Raw genomic sequence first — 19,836 nt, 5'->3', positions numbered from 1 at the left:
ACATTATTATGCCTTGAAGAACATTCAATTTCTAATTCCTTAAAACTTCACGCTGAGAAGTTTTTGAATAATTAATAATTTCAAAAAGAAAGGTGAGAGATTGGTGATAAAAAAAATTATTTCAGTGATATCTATTTTTTTTCTTCTTGTATCATGTTCCGTATCAGATTTTAGTAAGGAAATTAAACAAATAGAAGTGAAAAAATATAATGATATATTAGATAACTATGATTCTGCCATTGTGTATTCTTCGAAAGAAAAAGAAATAACAAAATTAATAAATCATTTTAATAGAGCAGAATCGAGAAAGGGAATGTTAGATATGGCCCGTAGTGCTGATTACAAAATAATTTTATATGATTCAGTTGATAATACTGAAATTGTAGACTTGTGGTTCGATGATAATATTGTTACCTTTACTAGTGATAAAAAGCATGTTAAGAATTATCGTATAAAAAACAAATAGGACATTAAATATCTTATAAATTTATTATCTGTTGAAAAATAATATCGAACTAATAAAACACCGTTCAGACGGTGTTTTATTAGTTCGATTATTTATTTTTCTTTGTATCCATCAATTAAAGTGTCAGGGATTTTTTTTAATAATAAATCAGACGGTTTCTGATTTTCAAAAGCAAGTTTATACTCTGATATTATATTTTCCATTTTCAGAGCGGTTCTAGATTCAGAATTTGATATATTAATTTCACCATAGGCAGGTACTGGGTTATGCCAATCAGTTCATTCATCATGTAAAGTAGCAAATAAATATATGGAGCCTTCTTTTAATATCTCTTGCCCTTTAAATTTTTCTATATATTTATCCCCATTTTTGTCAGTTCCGTATCCAGCAGCTTGATTAATAATGACTTCACCATCTAGACTACCTTTAATATTGTGTATTACTTTAACCCTAAATTGTGTCCTAGGAACATCTGATAATGGAATGGAACTTTCTGTATTAATAACTTTTGCGATGAAAACGTTTTCGGAATTTCCTACCACTTCTTCCTTACTAGTTACATCCATTACAAAATCTCAATGGCGCTCATAAACAGGTATCTGTTCAGATTCAATATGGTGTGAATTTACTCCTGTATTAAAATCTGAAACCGAATATGTGAATAGACCTCCTAAACCCAATATACCTAATAATGAACTTACTATTATTACTTTATATTTCATATTCACAATTCTTCACATCCTTATTTCCAATATTTTTTATAATCATCTTTAATATGGGAATCAAGACTTGTCTTTTTAAATCTTCCTTGTTTCATTACACCAGAATCATGATGTTCAAATCCAAGCGCATGCCCTACTTCATGTAGAGCAGTTTTTTTTCGTTCATCAGGTTCCATATCCACAAAATTATAGTTGTTAAATCTTATCACATCAGCCCCTGGCAAAGGCATCCATTCACCTAATGTAGTATTTTTTTCGTGAATATCTATAAAAGATAAATCTTCTACCGTACTTGCTGTGTCTCCAAGAATTTTAATAATTCCCATTGCATTCCAATACGACAAATTAAAAACGCAACCTCAAGGAAAGCCCCATAAAGTTGCGTCAATCGCGTGCGTGAACAAATTTTTGAAAGTGGCATTTCATCTCATCACACACAACATTACGTATAATTACGAAGCAGTTTAACCTGTTCGTAAATAAGTTGTTTATACTATACCTTACCTTTCGAAAAAATACACCTCGTTAGGTCTATTTGGCATGGATAAATGATTTTTGAGTGAGAGAACTCCCTCCTCCCCTCCAAGAATCAGTCTTCAAACATATATAAATATGATAAAAAACTCTTGACAAGAGGTAATAAGGAGGCTGGGAAATACCTAAATGACTCCTCCTCAAAAAACGAACAATAACTTTTATAAAATAGTTAGGTTGTGAAAACAAGTTCGTTCCACCTGCGCTGCAGACACTCGCATTTCGCGGGGAGGAATCTGAGCCTCCTCGCTGCGCTTTGGTGTCTCAGCCTTTCTTCTTTTACCCTTAGTAGTCGAGTGTCTTCCGCTCCATTCCACTATTATTTATTAACTTGTTTTCCGAACAAAAATACCCGAACGAGTAAAAGGAGATAACTCCTAATCGTTCGGATATACCAATTTGTAACACTCTATAATTTCACAATGTTTAGTGGCTGGGTGTTCACATGGACTACCATAATTGTTAATGGCTGATTGCAATAGCTCCCATTTAAAAGCTGTCCATGTTATGTTGTTCTATTAATCTACTTTATATGTTATAACCACACCCACCCATTCTTACTTTATGAAAAATCCCTTCGATAGCGAATCGCCAAATACGTTCCACCAGCTAAAATGGCGATAGAATATTTGAACATAAAGAAAATCGTCCACATAGCCTCTTTCGGAAAAATGATGTCACATACAATTATCGCCAAGAGCATACAATAACTGCTTTTCAAATAGATTTTACTTGTCCGTTCGTCGTCTTGCCCAATCATCCTGTAACATACATAGTAAAAAATCACACTGACGATAAGCAGGACGAATCCGGCTCCAACAAGAAGATTCCAATTGCCTGTAGATTGTTCAGCCCAGGATTGTAATGGAGAAAAGATGGCCTGATGGATATCTGAGATTGAATTCCTATTCATTTTGATCATTTCCTTTCTCATATGTAAAAATATCGTTAACCTCAACATTAAAAAATTCGGCAATTCGAAAGGCTAACAGCAATGTCGGAACATAATTTCCTTTTTCCATTACGAAGATGGTTTGTTTCGAGACTCCCACTTTCTCTGCTAACTCTTGCTGTGACATTCGTGCAAGAACACGATATTCATACACTTTATTTGAAATCGAATCACCAAAATCCTTCTTCATTCTCATCACCTCGTGAGTCAAATTATAAACTCTATTTGTACAAAAGTAAAGTAAACTTATACAAAAATATAAAATGGTTTTATTTTCATTTCCATCACTTCTACCAAATGGGAATCGCCACAAATAAAAAACCCGACGAAACTCATCATCCCGTCAGGTTAAAATTTGTTATTTTGAACTTCGCTTAGGCTTCCTGCAAGATTAGCAAGCGAGCTGAGACCCGATAGCCCATTAGTCGTTGTAGAGGCTCACTACACCCGCGGCAAGCGACGCAACTGTAGCGAAAATCAACCTTCATAATTTATCATGCGATCCTTTTAGGACTTTTTTAGCCCTCCTCTTGTACTCTCATACCACTTACCCAACATAATGAACGATTAACTGATAAATGGCTATGCAAAATCCTAATAGACATGCCTTCATTTTAGCTGGATGGTTTCTTTTATTCCCAAGTAAATAGAAAAAGACGAAGATAAATCCCAATGGTACCCAGAGCTCAAAGACACCATCTTCTGTAGAATGCGAAAAAATGGGAGTAATGAATGTGCTAATTAGAAAGTAAAAGAAAATGGTAAAGCGGCGGGTCTCTAATTCCTTGCTCCACTTTACTAACAAGTAAATAATAACGATGGCCAAAATGGTAATATGCCATTCCGGGAGAACGATAGAAGAACTGCCTCCAAGTTTAATTTCCATACAGTCATCCTCCTACTTGTTCTTTATTTAATCTGTAATTTGACGCATATATTTTGTAATATAGAACGTTACATATATACAAACTACCAAATATATGGTAATATTTGCAATCTAAGTGTATCATAAGTTTCCAATCTATAGATATACTTATTTTCACTTCGGTTTTTATGGTTGAATTTGGAATGAATGTGCGAATATGAAAAAAGAAAGAACTCTTTACAGGAGGGAATGAACATTCTAGTCAATACTGCCGGTTTCCTTATACTCATATGTACGTCACTGTTATTTGTCGTATTAGTCATCCGATTATTCATCTTCTATCGAAAAAAAGGCAATTTCCCAAAGATATTACTACTTGCTACCACCGCAGGTACTGTTCTATTTCTAGGGTTATTTATCTATAGAGTTTATTTTTTCACCTTTAGCTCCATTGACCGGAAAATTATTCAACAGGGTCTTGGCCCTCTCCCATCACCTACTGGAAAATATACAGCCCATGCTTTTTATGAACCATATGGCGGGGCAGCAGGTGGCGTGAATGTATGGGTTGAAATCACATTGGAGCAGGAGAATCAGAAGGTTCAAACGGTGTATTATAGTGATGAGAAAAGTCAATTTTCGATGAAATGGAAGGATGAGGATCGCCTTTTCATTCAAAATGAAGAACCCAATGAACCAACCTCCAATCGAAATATCGAATTAGAGATGGGTAAAGAAATCTATGATGAAAAAGGACTAGCTTGTAGGAGCTTTCTAATGAAAAAAGAGTATGAGAAATGCTATCAAAATTAGCTGCATGAACAGGTAGAAGTGAACCTGGTTTTTGGGAGGGAATTATCCTTTCCTCTAAAAAAAGATAAAGCCAAAAGGCATCATGCTTCATACCTTTTGGCTTTTTTGTTCGTTCTATCTTCTTTTTTTACGAAAAATTCGTATCCTTATTCCAAATGGTCTTCGAATAATTCAAGGAGAAAGTCACCAAATGAATCGTATGCATAGCTGAGTTCTTGCTCATCCATGGGGACACCTTCGAACCATCAAGCCTTTAAGATTGATTGCAAAAATGCCAACCTCCTCATCTGTTGCTACTCGAAAAAACTAAGGCCACCTTATTATTTCCGGACCAGCTGCTGCTTAATATGCCCGGGCAAACCAAACGGTGTGCTTCGCTTCCTTTCCGCAACAAATACATGTGTCCTTTTTTGTTGGTGGATGGAATGGAATATTTCGGGTTGTGAATTTTGTCTGTTCCTTCACACGTTCTTCACAGGCATTATCCCCGCACCAGCCTGATAGAATCCAGCCTGCTATTTTTTCATTTTCTTCTGAACGGGCAATGTGTTGCTGTAACTGCTCGAGCGTATCAATATGTGTATGTGCATTCGCCTCACGAAAAGCTTTTGCTTTTTCAAAGAGACGGGTTTGAATGACCTCAAGTTCATGTTCTACCTTTTCTACGATTTGATCTAAAGGTATGGAAATCTTCTCTTCCTCATCACGAGCCTTTAGTAACACCTGCTGATTAGCAAGGTCTCTAGGGCCAAGCTCCAGGCGAACAGGTACTCCTTTTAACTCCCATTCATTGAACTTATAACCTGGTGATTGATCTGAATCATCCAGACGTACGCGAAGTCCTTTTGCTTTTAATGCAAACAGGATTTCATCTAATTTCTCGATAATTTCCGGATGCTTTCTCCAAGGACCTACTGGAATCAATACGACTTGTGTCGGTGCGATTCTTGGTGGTAAGACAAGCCCTTGTTCATCGCCATGCACCATGATAACAGAGCCAATTAAGCGTGTGGAAGTCCCCCAAGATGTTGTATGGACATATTCATGCTTATTTTCTCTACTTAAATATTTAATTTCAAATGCTTCCGCAAATTTTGTCCCTAAGTAGTGTGAAGTCCCGGCTTGTACCGCTTTTCCATCCTTCATCATCGCTTCAATGGAGAATGTATCAACCGCTCCAGCAAAGCGCTCTAATGGCGTCTTTTCCCCTTCATAGACAGGGATCGCAAGCAGCTCTTCCACTACCTCTTTATAGATGGTTAACATCTGCATCGTTTCCTTGCGTGCATCCTCTTCATCCACATGAGCTGTATGACCCTCTTGCCATAAGAATTCAGATGTACGGATGAATGGGAGAGTCTTCTTTTCCCAGCGGAATACATTTGCCCATTGATTAATTAACACAGGCAGATCGCGATAGCTGTTGATCCAGTTTGCATACATTTGACCAATCATCGTTTCTGACGTTGGACGCAAGGCTAGGCGCTCTTCTAATTTCTCTCCTGCTGCTTCAGTTACCCATGGAAGCTCAGGTGAGAACCCTTCAATATGATCCTTTTCTTTTTGGAAGAAGGATTCTGGAATGAGCATTGGGAAGTAGGCATTCCGATGGCCGGTATCTTTAAAGCGCTTATCCATCGCATCCTTGATATGCTCCCAAATTTCATAGCCATCTGGTTTAAATGCAATACACCCGCGAACAGGTGTGTAATCCATTAAATCTGCCTTTTGAATCGTTTCAATATACCATTTGGTAAAATCATTTTGTTTCTGAGACATCTCTCGTTCCTCCTGAAAATTTAAAATAAAAAAAGCATAAAGAGTCCAAAAGGACGTCCTTATGCTTGTAGACGTGGTACCACCTTCATTCGACCTTATCGTAGGCTGTTTTCGTATCGGTTGTTGATTGTGAAACATAGTCTGTCTTCGTATGACGAAGGGAATATGACCTAGTAAGAAACAACCATTTTTTTAGAAAATAGCTTTATGGAAAACAATAAAGTCCTCACAACGTTTGTAACGAAACGACTCGGTTAGTTTTTTGCTAACATCTCCGTGGTAGGGTTCAATAAGAAGAGGTGATATAGCTTTCAGCCAAGGCTATATTTTCTGTTTCACAATTCTTATTTACTTGATCACATCATTGATTACCTATTCATACAAATTACTATATCAATTTGCTTTAGGTATTTCAATAACGAGATGATGAACCTGGTCCTATTAAATCGGGACTTGGTCCGTTGTCTTTAATACGGTCTTTAATATTTTGCCCACGGCATTTCGCGGAAGCTGGGGAACGAATACCACTTCTTTCGCCGCTTTATACGATGCTAATTCTGCTTTGCAATAGGCGATGACTTCCTCTTCTGTTAAGGAAGAGTCAGGTGTTTTCACCACAATGGCACGCGGGATTTCTCCCCACTTTTGATCAGGAACGCCCACAACAGCAGCTTCGACAATCTCTGGATGAGCCGTTAGAATAGCTTCCACTTCAGCCGAGTAAATATTTTCACCGCCGCTAATAATCATATCTTTTAACCGATCTACCACATACAGAAAGCCCTTTTCATCGATTCTGCCAATATCTCCTGTCTTGTACCACCCATTCTCAAAGGCTTTTGCCGTTGCCTCTTCATTTTGCCAGTACCCTTTGAATACTTGCGGGCCGCTGCAAAGAATCTCTCCATCCTCTCCTGGAGGCAGCTCTTCACCTGTATGAATATCTACAATTTTGAACGCTCCATGCATAACCGCTTTCCCCATCGAATCGAACTTAGCCGGGTCCAGTTCTTCTTTCCAGAAGGATACAGCTCCCGCGTATTCGGTGATCCCATATACTTGTTGAACAGAAATTCCGCGCGTTTTACATGCTTGAATGAGCTGAGCGGGAACAGGAGATGCCCCGCAAGTAATATTCCTTAAAGTCGAGTAATCGGCTCCAACCTGCTCAAGTGTTTTGAACAAAAATGCTAGCATCGCTGGAACCGACATCATCGTCGTAATCCGTTCTTTTTCAATCGTCTTCCAAACAAGGACAGGGTCAAAATCCTCCATTAAGATGGTCGTACTTCCTGTATGAACATTCGCCATTAACGGGGCAAATCCACCGATATGAAAAAATGGTGCCACTGATAAGAAGCGATCCTGCTCCCACCAATCAACCGTATGGGATAAGCCATTTGAGGCGGCAAACAGATTGCTATGTGTGAGCACCGCACCTTTGGGCTTCCCTGTCGTCCCAGATGTATACATCATTAAGATGGGGTCCTCATTAAATGAAACTAGCTCTGGTTCCACGTGTGAAGAGCTTGCGAGGATTTCACGAAAGGCTGGATCTTCCTTCCCGTTTCCACTGCACACATACTTTTCGGCAGGTGCTTCTTGCTTACCCATCTCAATAGCGGAAGCAAATTCTTCGTCATAAAGGACAACTCTAGCGGCCGAATGATTCAACACATAGCTGATTTCCTTTGCTTGAAGACGCCAATTGACAGGTACAGTGATTACCCCTATTTTCGCTGCACCAAAAAAGGCCGTTACAAAATCCTCGTGATTTTTGCACAGTAATGCGATTCGGTCTCCCTGTTGAATTCCTTGAGTCTGCAAGTAATTAGCAAACTGGTTGACCCGCTCGTTCATTTCAATAAACGTATATCTCCCATTTTTTCCTACAAAGCCTTCTTTATCTCCAGATAAATATGCCCGGCTCTTCATCCATTCTCCCACATTCATCTTCAAAGCACTGCACTCCTCTCGATTTTTCGTTTAATTTGATACAGCATCAAGAACATCTGCTGGTAGAAGCTTAAGATTCGGATATTGAGAGAGCGCTTGCTGTTGATAGAGCTTGAAGATGTCCCCCCAAAGCTGCTCCCACTGACTGGCTGCTTTCCGGTTTTCCTCTGTAGGGAAATCATATAGATTAATTGTTAATAGATTCCTAAGTTGGTTACGACATTGTTCCACCTGATCATGGTCCCCATCAGGAAGCAAGTTCGCTAGCAGCTCTTCTGGTGGATACCAGGATTGATTTTTCTTTATGTCACGATAGACTTGAGCGAGGAGAACATTTCGCGGCCCCTCCCATAATTCATTGACCATCGCATCACGAAACAGCCTTGGAATCGAAGAGAAATCTTCAATCGCTCCATGCCCACCAAAGATGGAAATCGCCGTTTTCAGTACCTCTGATGCTTCCTTCGAGGCAAAGATTTTCTGAATCAAAATCAGCACCCGAATGTCAAACCGTTGTTGATCAGAAGGAGCTTGAGATTCTTGAACCGTACGGTACGCATCATAAATCGAAAAGGCCGCGGCCGTTCCCCGTTTGGCAGCATCTTCAATCATCTGAATTTGCGCACTTGCCATCGGGAATTCATCCATTCTCCGGTCAAACACATGACGAAACCTTCCATAAAGGAGTGTTTCTCTTGCTGCTCGCATCATAAATGCTGCACTCGCAAAGCCAATATCAATTCTTGAAAGGGTAAGAACTATTCCTACTGCTAAGGATACGCCTTTTTCAATCGAGCCAATGGGATAAGCAAGAGCTCCTTGATAGTCAATTTCCGCAGATGGCAACTCGCATGTCCCCATCTTCCATTTCAAGCGATTGAGTACATGGCCATTTCGCTTTTCCTTCTCTTTATCTCCTGTTAACCAAGTAGGAACGACAAAGACGGCCACATGATCGGTCCCCTGGACTCTCGCAGTAACTACCGAATAATCGGCATGGGCTGCCGAACAGAAAAATTTATTGCCATAGAGTCGATAGTTTTCCCCATCAGGAACAGCCTCAAGTAAATTGGCGGGAATATTGGACCCCCCTTGAATCTCCGACATGAACTGAGCCCCAACCGCAAACTCCCCATTCTTCCCTTCCTTTGTATGGTCAAGAATTTCCTTTAACGGGGGAGATAGCTGATCTTCAAACGCTTCAAGAAGAGCCACAAGACCGTCGGTACAAGCAACCGGACAAGTAATTCCCGCTTCCCCGTTACTATGTAGCAAGTATCGCTTCATCGCTCGTTCTGTAGGACTAGTGCGCTTGGAAAATAACCCTTCAGAAAACACTTCCTTTTCAAGCTGAAGCATTTCATAGGGACGAATGATTCGGTCAATGCGATGATTATGTGCATCATAATGACGAAGTCTCGGATGATTCTCTACCCGAGCATTTTCCTCACTCCACCTCCTCCATTGCTTCGATACGCGCTGAGAAAACGCCCGAACTCTCTCATTCACGTCCTCCCATTCATCCTCTGAAAACCGACGAAACACCTCTTGTAAAAAAGGATTGTCCAACCCATCAAGCCTCTCTCGCTGCTCCAGAAACGAGTCAAACGTATACGTATTTCGAACAGACGTAACCAAACAACCGCCACCTTTCTTATTTTTCTGAATATTTATATAAATGATAACAGGGAGGTGGTGCATTCGTCAACGTTGTTTTTGATTGTAAACATTGTTTACCAACAGATTACAAGGTAGCATAGTATGGATAATCGAAGATCGCGCACGGTTTGAAAAAAGAAATGATAAACAAGAAAAAGAGATTGTGAGGGACGTTTCTTTGAAAAGTCAAGAATATGTAGGTGCGGCAATTATTAAATATGACCAAAACAAAATTCTATGTGCATTAAGATCTACTGAAATGGTACTTCCGAACATACGTGAGTTTCCTGGTGATTAGATCGAAAAGGACGAAGATTGCATGCTGCCCTTGTGTTTGGCATAAAAAATGACAGGTTTTGATTTGAACGCAAAAGAAAAAGAGCCAATATACGCAAATAGGTCGAAACAACTTGCGTGTATTGTGCTCTTTTTTATTCCTAAATGGGTTAAAGCCCTACTAGTGATAGATATTATCACAGTCGATATATAGTGATTATGAAATGATCATTCACTATTATTTCCCTTGTCCAGCGAAACCCCGTTCGTAAAAACTTAATATTCTAACTACTGAAATTCGTTAGGATATGTGAAAACGTTATGAGACATAAATGTATTGGAAATAATTGAACTAAAAAAATTCATATAATCCTTCATCGAAATAAAGAAATTCTTCCTTTGTAACCCTATACCGAGTATACCCCTCATAAAAAGCAGATAGATATTCAGGGTTATCCATAAATTTTCTTATCGCTAAGGATTCATCATATCGAGGGTCTCCTACTGTCATACCGGCTACATCAATAAATAATTGAACTTCTCCATTAATCACCAATACATTATCCGTAGTACAATCACCATGAATCATAGTTTGTTTCACTGGTGTAGGCTTTTTAGCCTTTAGATGATTTAATAGTTTTAAACTACCCCCAGTTTGTCCATTTTCAACATAGTTTTGTGCTTTTATAAGCTGACCTTCTAACCAGTCCCCTTCAGCTTTAAGAATTTCAAGCGGCTCTTGTTCATGAAACTGATGAAGAAATTGTCCAAAACTGCTAATTAACGATTTCCTCTCAGTGGATGAAGTTGCTTTGGTTAAAGCTGCCGTTAATGTCATTCCATCCTCAAATGACATTATGAGGTGGTCACTATCCTTTCCCTCAATAAACCCATAGTATTCTGGAACAGAAATGACTGTTTTCCTTTTCAGTTTTTTTAAAACCTGAGCTTCTGTCTTCAACCATGTTCGGTATTTTTCTTTGTTGGAACTTTTAAGTAAATATGAACTATCCCCTGTAAAAATTCTACGAACCTCAGAGGTCCAACCTTGTTCATCTAGTACGTTAATCTTATGTATGGAACCTATTACTTCCTCTATCTTCCTCTGTAAACTATGATTCATATAATTCGCATCTCCACTTTCTCTTTGAATCTATAATTAATATTCTCTGAACTATAGAATTTACCCTCTAAAATACGTATTTTTTCAAAAAAACCTATTCGAGTGTTTAAGAAAGCAGTTAACAAAAAATTGGGAAAAACCTACTGTCATGTATCTCATTAAAGAATTCATTAAAAAACCCTTATGACTTTTCCACGAAGGCTTAATCCTTAACTTATCATTTCAATTAACACTTTAAAAACAGAGGAAGGCTGTTTGATCAACAAATCAAGCTCCACTATTTTTTCAACGTTAGAATTTTTAAAATGTAACTCTCTTCTATTTCTATCGATTGAAACCTTTACATCCTTAATCCTGTATTCTATCACCCTATTCGCTTGATCGAGCTCTGGGTGGTCTAAGGCCAATTTAACCCGATCTGACACTCTTCGAAGCATTCTCCAAATAATCATCTCATCTGTTGACTTCATAAATAATTCGGGTAATTCCTTCGCTTCTTTTAATGCATTCAGGGTAGTCATAACAGAACCGGCAATTCCATAGTGAACGGGATGAATCGCATCCAGCTTAATCCAATGGCTAACGCTGAATTGTACATTGTCACCGGCAAACGTTACCTCGCTCACCTTCCCATACTTTAGCACACCATGTTCTGTTGCCACTCCTATTTTTGCATAAAGAGCAATGTATTTCGCTTCTTGCCAGCCGCTTTTTAAAGTGGATAATGCTATTTGATAGTAACCCTTTTTGGAAAATGTTTGATAATCCTCAGAAGTTGCTACCAACCCAACTAGCACTTTCTCATCTAAGCTACTTTGCCAACCCTCAACGGTTCCTCTTGGCAAAATCCCTTCTTCCTGCAGTTCCTCAGGACTCTTTTCAATAAGCCTTTCCACAAACTGCTCGACAAGATTTGTCGCATTTGGGAGAAAAGGAAGCCCGCCGATATTGACACGGTCAATACTTTTATAAAAAGGGTGTTCACGATAGATCTCTTCATCAGAACCAGGGAATAATACATAAGCTCCAAAAGCACTTCGTTCATAACTCCCATTCTTTGAGACAACAATTGAATCACGATAACGATGCATTGTATTAATATCTTCTTCCATCGGACCAGCTGTTTTATAATGGTTTTTATAATAACTTCCCTCAATGGCATAATCAATCCGGTACTTCGCATCAAATACATAGTTAAAGGAATAGTCTCGCCCTTTCTTTGCTATGCTTAACATCGTATCTGGCTTTTGAGGAATCGTTGGTAAGTTTCCTTCGTATTTCTGATAGGCTAATTCAATCTTTTCCTTCGTTACAGGGTGAAGGTATATCCTTTTGGCTGATTGATTCGTTTGAAGATTGACAAACAGGCCGTCCCGTTTCACTATAATCAAATCTTGACTGACCAGCTCATATTTTCGATCAAGAATTTGACCGAGTTTTAAAAACGTCCAATATTCATAAAGGGTAGCTACATCCTTAACAGACATTTGATAAAACTTCCCTTGCAGCATCAATCCTTTAGATACAGTTAGAAAGATCTGAAAGGCCTCACGATATCCCGGAGCCATCTGTAAAACGAGACTCATCACAGAACGATCCAGCTTTTGAATTTCTTTCCAAAAAATAGATTTTAGCTTTCCTTCTAGCTTTCTTTTCATCTCACTTATCTTTTCTATCAAGTCAGGGTCTACTTCTTTATCCCACCGACTTTTTGAATTCAGAAGTGTTGCGAGCATGTCATCTAGCTTATGAATAAGGCGCTCGATCATCCATTTAACATACCGATTTTCTAACGTATCATATGTTAACTGCTTCTTGATACGCTGTCCTTCAATTGGCATGTATCGCTTGCCTTGAATAGGAATTCCTCGATCAACCTCTACAAAAAGTTGAGCTCTTTTTCTAAGATAGCTTCTATTGGTTGAATCAAGCTTTCGCAACTGACCTCCACGCGCTTTTTCGTATGTTTTCTCTAACAAATGATGTGGCTGATGTTCAATCCGTGACAATGCCTGTAAAAAATGATCAAAGTGCTTACGGATCAAACGGTAAAATTCAGACTTAGACGGTTTTCCATCTAGCTTAATTTTCGCCCCTAAGTATGTTTTTCGGATAAAATGAAAAGCTAGATTATAAATCTCATCGTTTACTTCTTCCAATAACTTCTTATAATCATTCTTATAATCTAGCTTAGTTGGGAAGATCTCTAACGTCACTTGTAATCGTTTCTGGTGTTCCGAATGAATTTCAAATGTCGTTAAGCCGACTTCGTTCTGAAATTGCAAATTCCCCATAAGGATATAGGCACTTGGCAGCTCAACCCGGCTTACAGCTTGCCTTAGTCCAGGATGTTCGTGATAGAAAGATAGATTCAGATTGGTTTTAGGTGATACGATTATTTGATATACTCCATTTTCAAAGAAAATCGGTCGAACTTGTGTATCTTGTATAAGGGATTGTTGTTCTATATCAAAAACAGAAACGTCATAATTACCGTCATAATCTACAGCAAACGTCATCACATCGTGAAAGTCCATTTGGCGATATTGCTGGAGTCCTTCATATCGCTCATGATACGCTTTTCCTTTTATAATAAGAGTGAAATCATCCGTATTGATTTTGACTAATTCTACATCCTCACGAGATCCAGAAGGAAGTAAAGCCAACTTCATCTAACCTCCTAAGCATTTCCGCCACCTTCATTGCACTGTTTGGATATCGAGCTTCATGTTTTAATGTCTCAGCATTGATTCCCTCATCAAACTCTAGATTAGCGAATAATTGATATAACTCTTTCAATAATCGTTCCACACGGGAGTCACTACCTGAGATTCTCGGTAGTATTTTTTGTAACACACAGTGGTCAAACGCCTGATCAAATTCCATTAATTGGCCTTCTTCGTTATAGGCCATATAAAAACAAATTTCATCACGAACACGGTACCCTACATGAGCATTTATCGTTTGAAGAGATTCGTTGATTTTCACTAGCTCGCTCGTTACTTTTTCAACAATCGAAACATTCGTCCCATATACATCTTTTAAGTGAAGATATTTCGATGCAAGCTGTACATCCCCTACAGCAATTGGCTCTACATCTACAAGTTTATTCAAAAACGTTAGATTACCAAGCACAACCCGATTAAACTCAATCGTGTTGGCGCGATCAAGCACTTTTTTACTAAAAGGATGGGTAGTTTCATCCATATTGACAGTCCCAACGATATACATATTACTCGGTAGATAAATATCCTTTTCCGCCATCTCTTCTGATAGAAGCTTAGATGAAATGATTTTCCCTTCTTTCCACTTACGACTTTCCATCACACTCAATAGATCACTAAAATAATACTCTACCCGAGCCAAATTCATCTCATCTAAAAGTACAATATGCGGGAGGTCAGGATGCTCATTGGCCTCTTCAATTACCTTCGTAAGTGGCCCTGGCTTAAAATCACCTTTAATATCTGTATACCCTAATAAATCCGAACCATCATTCCAATCCGGCCGAATCGGAATCATCGTAAACTGTCCATTCTCCTCAGTACAACCTATACTCTCCGCAAACCACTGCACCATTTTCGTCTTCCCCGTGCCAGAGATACCCGACAGAATAACAAACGGCTTCGTTTTCAGAGACAAAAAGAGATTCATAACCTCTTCCTTTTCATAGACGAAGCCCTTGTTTTGGATGTAGGAGTGGATGTGGTTGATGAGGTCGATAGGTAACATATATATTCTCTCTGTTTCCTTAATTATATTTGGGATTTTTTCTGCTTGTTTGTCATCTATGTGCTCTATTTTAGGTTTAGACAATCCAACCGCAACATTATACAGGCATTCTAACTCTCTAATAACTCCCCCAATAACAGGAGTAACATTGTTATTCTTTATGACTAATTCTTTAGAAAACACTTTCCCAATTCTAACCCAATTCTTACCATCAATTAACACTTCTATGATTTTATTTTTTACTACTTCCTTAGTCATAAAATCTTTTAAATTTATGTAAGTTTTAAAATCTTCATCTTTATCTAAGTTTGTCCAAATACAATAATCAGCTATATTTATGTTATAGTTGTTAACCCATTTATCTAAAAAGTTAATCCAACTGTTGTGTATTTTTCTTTCCTCGTATAAATGTTCATTCTTGTATCCATGCCATTCTAAATATACTCTCAAGTTATCTTTACTTATCATAGTAGCGATACAAGAAGGCTTATCTAAAAAAGATTTATTCTTAATTCTAGACCAGAATCTTGAAGATAAGTTTCCGCTATTCTGCCAATTTTCAGTGCTATTTACAACTAATTCATTTGATTTTGAGTGTGTTAATGATAAACCCACAACTTTCTTCCATTTTTCCCATGCCTGTGAATAATTTTTTTTTATTTTTTCAGACCCACTATCTTTTACTCTATATATATAATCCGTTCTATCAAATATTTCAAATTGAAAATCTTCTATATTCAAATTAATTCACCTTTCCATATATTTATTATTTTCCCTTATATATTTTATTATTAAATTTCCATTCTTTCTACTATTTATGGAATATATTTGAAAACACAATAAAGGCTATTAAGTGATTACACTCAATAGCCTTTTATTGAATATTAAAACAAACTTAATTGCTCAGGAGATTCTTTATAAGACGCCTTCTCATTCTCTTCAATATCTAAAATCCTACGACCCATTCTTTCAATTAGACCAACCACTAAGGCATTTCCCATGCAAAAATATCTCATTCGATCAGACATTCCTTCTGTCCAATTATCTGGGAAACCGTTAAGGCGTTCACATTCAACAGGAGTAAGAATCCGTAACCTTTTTGTTTCAGGATCTTCTACGACATGACTGCTTCGGTTCACTGTCCCTTCACTAGTTAACATTGTTCTGCCAGGCTTGTCCAAAGGTTCCGGAAAAGACATACCACCTTCAGAAAAAACATATTTATGTCCTGTGGAAGCAGTTCTTTCAATTTTCTTAGGACCCTTAAGATACTCAAACTTTTCTATGGCATTTTCATTTAAATAATATTTTTCATCAACATCAGACTGAAGAATCTCTCCAAGCATTTTCGGTTCCTCTACCCTTGGAATCACTTCCTCACTATAAACAGCCCCACCTCTCATAATCCCAGCATTTAGATACTTCATAGAAAATTCATCTGAAATTTCTACAATATCCTCCGGTAGTTGAAATGAAATTGGTTTATGCTTTTTAGAAACCTCTTCTAGGATTGGGAAAGAGCTAGCAAAAAAACCAGAATCATGAATAAGATTGTAGTCTTCTAATTGACCTCTCTCCTTTATATAAGCTGTATCATTTCGAATAGCAAAAATAAAGATTCTACGGCGGCGCTGAGCTTGGCCATATTCTGCTGCATTGATAACACGCCATTCTACTGAATAATTTAAATCCCTAAAACTTGCAAGCATGACTGAAAAATCTTTCCCTCGCTGTTTGGAAGGCGATTTTAACAGTCGATCCACGTTTTCAAGAAGAACATATTTCGGTTTTAAATCATTAACTAAACGGGTAATTTCCCAAAATAAGACACCCTTCTTCCCTTGAATACCCTTTTCCCCTGAAAGACTCCTGGCAACAGAGTAATCTTGACAAGGAAATCCTCCGACAAGTAAATCTGGTTCTAATTCTAGAAGAGATTTTTCATTCACAGTTGCTATATCATCATTGGAGTGTATCCCTTTCCCCTTAAAGCGAGTGGAATAACAATTAAAAGCATCTTGTGCTTTTTTTGATGGTTCCCACTGGTTACCCCAAACAACTTCGAATCCTCTTGTTGCTTCAAGTCCTAAGCGAAATCCACCTACTCCTGCAAATAGCTCTATAACTTTTAACATATTCGAACATCCTTTCGGTACTATATATACCTAAGAAACATTATAATAGATACTAGTAGAAAGATCAACAATACATAGATCTTTTATAGTAAAAAAATAATTGTAACATTATAGCATTAAACTTTAAATAATATTATTTTCCCTTATTTATAATATAACATTTACAGAACAAATGTTCCAATTTCTTTTCTTGTAAAAACAAAAGGAAGAAAGGGAGTAATTAAATGATTTATGAAACAGAGGAAGAGTTACTAATTCATGCTCGTAAAGCAGAAGGAAAAACATTTGGGGAAATTGATCAATCTGCTAGATTAAGTAATGGTAAATCAAAAGGAAGCTTAGGCCAAATAATAGAAGAGAGTTTCTTTGGCTATCAAGTGAATTCTGAAGCTAGACCAGATTTTGAGAATCTTGGGATAGAATTAAAAGTGACACCTTTTAAAAGAAACAAAAACAATACAGTGTCTGCTAAAGAACGGCTAGTTTTAAATATCATTAATTACATGGAAGAAGTAAAAACATCTTTTAATACTTCAAGCTTTTGGAAGAAGAATCAAAAAATTCTCTTGATGTTTTATGAATGGATGCCAGAATTAAACAGAAGAGATTATACCATACATAAGAGTATCTTGTTCACGTTCTCTCAGTCTGATTTGGAGATCATTAAAGCTGATTGGGAAACCATAATAACCAAAATTAGAAGTGGAAAAGCTCATGAATTATCAGAAGGTGATACTGTATATTTAGGTGCTTGTACAAAAGGTAGCAACAAAAATACTGTTCGCAATCAACCTTATTCAGAAACTCCAGCTATGCAAAGAGCTTATTCTCTAAAACATTCCTATATGACGGCGCTAGTACGAAAGTATATTAAGAACGAAGAACTTATTAGCTTTGTTCAACCAGAAGACTTAAAGAACCGAACGTTAAATGAGTTACTACAAGATAAGTTCGGCCCTTTTATAGGTTTAACTGACAAGAAAATTGCTGGATTTATTGATATTCCATATAATAGCAAATCGAAAAGCTTTATTCCGCAAATCATAAGTGGTTTATTAGGAATTAAGGGCACTCGTTTGAATCAGATTGAGGAGTTTGCAAAAGCAAATATTCAATTTAAGACAGTCCGTTTAGAACCAAATGGTGTCCCAAAAGAATCCATGTCTTTTGAAGTGATTGATTTTCATCAGTGGGCAAATGAAACATGGGAAGAAAGCTACCTAAGGGAACGTTTTATTCAGACTAAATTTTTGTTTGTTATATTTGAGTACAAAGAAACGAAAAAAGACAATCCCAATCGAGAGCTTTACTTTAAAGGAATTAAACTTTGGCATATGCCAGTAAAAACAATTGAAAACGAAATAAAACAGCTATGGGAAGAAGTTCACCGTTTATTAAAAGGTTCTTTGGAAGTTAACTATGTCTCAAGGGGAAAACAAATCGTAGAAAAAAATAACTTTCCCAAATCAAATTTTAATGGAGTCACACATATTAGACCTAAAGCCACTGATGGTCAAGATAAGGTACTACTCCCAACAGGACAACGGATTACAAAGCAATGCTATTGGTTAAATAATACTTACATTGCGAAAATTATTAATTAGCAGAACTGTATATAAGAGCCCTTAATACTTAAAGGGCTCTATACAAACAAATCTCAAGTTATTTCCTTGAAATCTAATTTATTCAATATAGCATTATACCGGTATTTAATTAATTTTACGTTTGACCAAGTATCAGATAAGGTAGGTCTTCTTCCTTTAATATAGTTTCTCTTACATATTGTATTTTTGTAATTTATTACATCTTCATTGAAATCATAGGCAACAATATACGCATGTATCATATTATATTCCCCATGAGCGTATTCTTGATTAATCCAATCAACATATTTCATTACTTGATCAACAGCTTCAATAGTAGCACTACCCTTTTTTATTTCTATGACTAGGTACTGTGAAATTGTGTCAAAACCGGGAATGAATCTATATCCGAAAATATCCATTTTATCCATATAATCAATAGGCTTAAATGGAGACGCAATAACTTGGTGCGTGATATAATCCCAATATCCAAATACACTTTCATCATTATGTGAGATGACATCTGCAATATGTGCTTCAATAGCCATTTCATGCCTTATTACTTCTTTACTGGAGCTATATTTCAATATATTTTCTGAGTTCATCTTGTAACTATCTGTTAATCTTCGCGAGATGTTTTGATGAATTAAGCAATCGTATTTAAATATGTTATCATTTGGATATGTTAAATACTCCTCATTTCTCTTCAATATAATATCTTTTAATGCTTTGTTTTCCTCATGATCAATTTTTATAAACGATACCTTCCAAAATGCTCTAAGGATTCTAAAACTTTTTGGATTTGAAGCTAGAACGTCATCCATATCAATTCCGGATTGAAAAAAATATGGTGAAGGTTTGAAGGTACAAATACATCTATTATTAATATTTGATTCAGATTCATTTAAAAGCATCTTGTCCTTAATACGATTAAAATCGGGCTCATTAGGGACATCTGCATCAGGATAATTTAATAATTTACAATCCAAACCAAGATTCACCAATTCTCCTATTCCATAAATCTTTCTATTAATAAAGAAGTAAACATTGTCTCCTTCTTTCATGCTGAGAAAATCAGTGAATGTTCCCTCATGATGAATTTTCCAATTATTATTCATTGGGCTAGATAGATTTGTACTATATACACCATTTTCTATAGATTTTTTTAGGGAAAGCTCATTGTTCAAATTAAAAATATATCCTGCCAAATTCCTTCTCCTCTTTCTTAGTTGCATTTTTAT

At 37.0% G+C, this 19,836-nt stretch carries 16 protein-coding genes and 1 pseudogene; 4 read left to right on the top strand and 13 right to left on the bottom strand.

Features of this window, described 5'->3' with window-relative positions:
* Window positions 1–103: 103 nt before the first annotated feature.
* The gene (locus tag LS684_RS09480) at window positions 104–466 is read left to right on the top strand and encodes a hypothetical protein (RefSeq protein ID WP_233811343.1); all 363 of its coding nucleotides are present in this window, start codon (window positions 104–106) and stop codon (window positions 464–466) included.
* 278 nt (window positions 467–744) lie between these two features.
* On the opposite strand, the gene LS684_RS09475 is transcribed toward LS684_RS09480, so the two are convergent.
* Together LS684_RS09475 and LS684_RS09470 are read right to left on the bottom strand one after the other, a co-directional pair.
* Window positions 745–1,032, bottom strand: a complete 288-nt coding sequence (locus LS684_RS09475) for a hypothetical protein (protein WP_233811342.1) — start codon at window positions 1,030–1,032, stop codon at window positions 745–747.
* Window positions 1,033–1,208: 176 nt separating this feature from the next.
* Window positions 1,209–1,532, bottom strand: a complete 324-nt coding sequence (locus LS684_RS09470; RefSeq protein WP_233811729.1) for a zinc metalloprotease — start codon at window positions 1,530–1,532, stop codon at window positions 1,209–1,211.
* Between LS684_RS09470 and LS684_RS09465 the strand changes: the two are divergent.
* Window positions 1,525–1,656, top strand: a pseudogene (locus LS684_RS09465) (IS110 family RNA-guided transposase); the annotation flags it as partial. The gene LS684_RS09470 and the pseudogene LS684_RS09465 sit on opposite strands and share 8 nt — an antisense overlap.
* A gap of 628 nt (window positions 1,657–2,284) precedes the next feature.
* Here LS684_RS09465 and LS684_RS09460 read toward each other — a convergent pair.
* The 3 genes from LS684_RS09460 to LS684_RS09450 form a co-directional block, all read right to left on the bottom strand.
* Window positions 2,285–2,635, bottom strand: coding sequence for a DUF2178 domain-containing protein (locus tag LS684_RS09460; protein ID WP_233811341.1), 351 nt, complete (start codon window positions 2,633–2,635; stop codon window positions 2,285–2,287).
* Complete coding sequence (locus LS684_RS09455) at window positions 2,628–2,864, bottom strand: helix-turn-helix transcriptional regulator (RefSeq protein ID WP_233811340.1); 237 nt, start codon at window positions 2,862–2,864, stop codon at window positions 2,628–2,630. The genes LS684_RS09460 and LS684_RS09455 overlap by 8 nt, the downstream gene beginning before the upstream one ends.
* Window positions 2,865–3,221: 357 nt before the next feature.
* Window positions 3,222–3,560 carry a hypothetical protein gene (locus LS684_RS09450; protein ID WP_233811339.1) on the bottom strand — a complete coding sequence of 113 codons (339 nt, stop codon included), beginning with the start codon at window positions 3,558–3,560 and terminating at the stop codon, window positions 3,222–3,224.
* 228 nt (window positions 3,561–3,788) lie between these two features.
* Between LS684_RS09450 and LS684_RS09445 the strand changes: the two genes are divergently transcribed.
* Complete coding sequence (locus LS684_RS09445) at window positions 3,789–4,352, top strand: DUF5412 family protein (protein WP_233811338.1); 564 nt, start codon at window positions 3,789–3,791, stop codon at window positions 4,350–4,352.
* A gap of 342 nt (window positions 4,353–4,694) precedes the next feature.
* On the opposite strand, the gene proS is transcribed toward LS684_RS09445, so the two are convergent.
* The 7 genes from proS to dcm form a co-directional block, all read right to left on the bottom strand.
* Window positions 4,695–6,131, bottom strand: a complete 1,437-nt coding sequence (gene proS / locus LS684_RS09440) for a proline--tRNA ligase (protein ID WP_233811337.1) — start codon at window positions 6,129–6,131, stop codon at window positions 4,695–4,697.
* 441 nt (window positions 6,132–6,572) lie between these two features.
* Window positions 6,573–8,084: an o-succinylbenzoate--CoA ligase gene (gene menE / locus LS684_RS09435; RefSeq protein WP_233811594.1), complete on the bottom strand. Its 1,512-nt coding sequence runs from the start codon at window positions 8,082–8,084 to the stop codon at window positions 6,573–6,575.
* 33 nt (window positions 8,085–8,117) lie between these two features.
* A complete protein-coding gene (locus LS684_RS09430; protein WP_233811336.1) occupies window positions 8,118–9,725 on the bottom strand; it encodes an acyl-CoA dehydrogenase family protein in 1,608 nt (535 codons plus the stop codon).
* Window positions 9,726–10,374: 649 nt separating this feature from the next.
* Entirely contained in the window at window positions 10,375–11,145 is a 771-nt protein-coding gene (locus tag LS684_RS09425; protein WP_233811335.1) for a phosphotransferase family protein, read from the bottom strand.
* A 209-nt stretch (window positions 11,146–11,354) separates the two neighbouring features.
* Window positions 11,355–13,811: a restriction endonuclease-like protein gene (locus tag LS684_RS09420; protein ID WP_233811593.1), complete on the bottom strand. Its 2,457-nt coding sequence runs from the start codon at window positions 13,809–13,811 to the stop codon at window positions 11,355–11,357.
* Window positions 13,783–15,618 (bottom strand): HI_0552 family protein, encoded by a 1,836-nt coding sequence (locus LS684_RS09415; protein ID WP_233811334.1) that lies wholly within the window; start codon window positions 15,616–15,618, stop codon window positions 13,783–13,785. Before LS684_RS09415 ends, LS684_RS09420 begins: the two co-directional genes overlap by 29 nt.
* A gap of 143 nt (window positions 15,619–15,761) precedes the next feature.
* A complete protein-coding gene (dcm, locus tag LS684_RS09410; protein WP_233811333.1) occupies window positions 15,762–17,012 on the bottom strand; it encodes a DNA (cytosine-5-)-methyltransferase in 1,251 nt (416 codons plus the stop codon).
* Between the two features lie 224 nt (window positions 17,013–17,236).
* Between dcm and LS684_RS09405 the strand changes: the two genes are divergently transcribed.
* Window positions 17,237–18,616, top strand: a complete 1,380-nt coding sequence (locus tag LS684_RS09405; RefSeq protein WP_233811332.1) for a Sau3AI family type II restriction endonuclease — start codon at window positions 17,237–17,239, stop codon at window positions 18,614–18,616.
* A 53-nt stretch (window positions 18,617–18,669) separates the two neighbouring features.
* Here LS684_RS09405 and LS684_RS09400 read toward each other — a convergent pair whose 3' ends face one another.
* Window positions 18,670–19,803 carry a PDDEXK family nuclease gene (locus tag LS684_RS09400; RefSeq protein ID WP_233811331.1) on the bottom strand — a complete coding sequence of 378 codons (1,134 nt, stop codon included), beginning with the start codon at window positions 19,801–19,803 and terminating at the stop codon, window positions 18,670–18,672.
* Between the last annotated feature and the right edge of the window lie 33 nt (window positions 19,804–19,836).

This window comes from Cytobacillus spongiae, assembly GCF_021390075.1.
Note: the sequence above shows the minus strand (reverse complement) of the source record. Positions and strands in the feature narration are given on the sequence as shown.

Bases quoted from the DNA above. Each gene is read 5' to 3' on its own strand.
- LS684_RS09445 (WP_233811338.1), top strand. From the start codon at position 3,789: ATGAACATTCTAGTCAATACTGCCGGTTTCCTTATACTCATATGTACG.
- LS684_RS09450 (WP_233811339.1), bottom strand. From the start codon at position 3,560: ATGGAAATTAAACTTGGAGGCAGTTCTTCTATCGTTCTCCCGGAATGG.
- menE (WP_233811594.1), bottom strand. From the start codon at position 8,084: ATGAATGTGGGAGAATGGATGAAGAGCCGGGCATATTTATCTGGAGAT.
- LS684_RS09405 (WP_233811332.1), top strand. From the start codon at position 17,237: ATGATTTATGAAACAGAGGAAGAGTTACTAATTCATGCTCGTAAAGCA.
- LS684_RS09460 (WP_233811341.1), bottom strand. From the start codon at position 2,635: ATGAATAGGAATTCAATCTCAGATATCCATCAGGCCATCTTTTCTCCA.
- LS684_RS09475 (WP_233811342.1), bottom strand. From the start codon at position 1,032: ATGGATGTAACTAGTAAGGAAGAAGTGGTAGGAAATTCCGAAAACGTT.
- LS684_RS09425 (WP_233811335.1), bottom strand. From the start codon at position 11,145: ATGAATCATAGTTTACAGAGGAAGATAGAGGAAGTAATAGGTTCCATA.
- LS684_RS09455 (WP_233811340.1), bottom strand. From the start codon at position 2,864: ATGAAGAAGGATTTTGGTGATTCGATTTCAAATAAAGTGTATGAATAT.
- dcm (WP_233811333.1), bottom strand. From the start codon at position 17,012: ATGTTAAAAGTTATAGAGCTATTTGCAGGAGTAGGTGGATTTCGCTTA.
- proS (WP_233811337.1), bottom strand. From the start codon at position 6,131: ATGTCTCAGAAACAAAATGATTTTACCAAATGGTATATTGAAACGATT.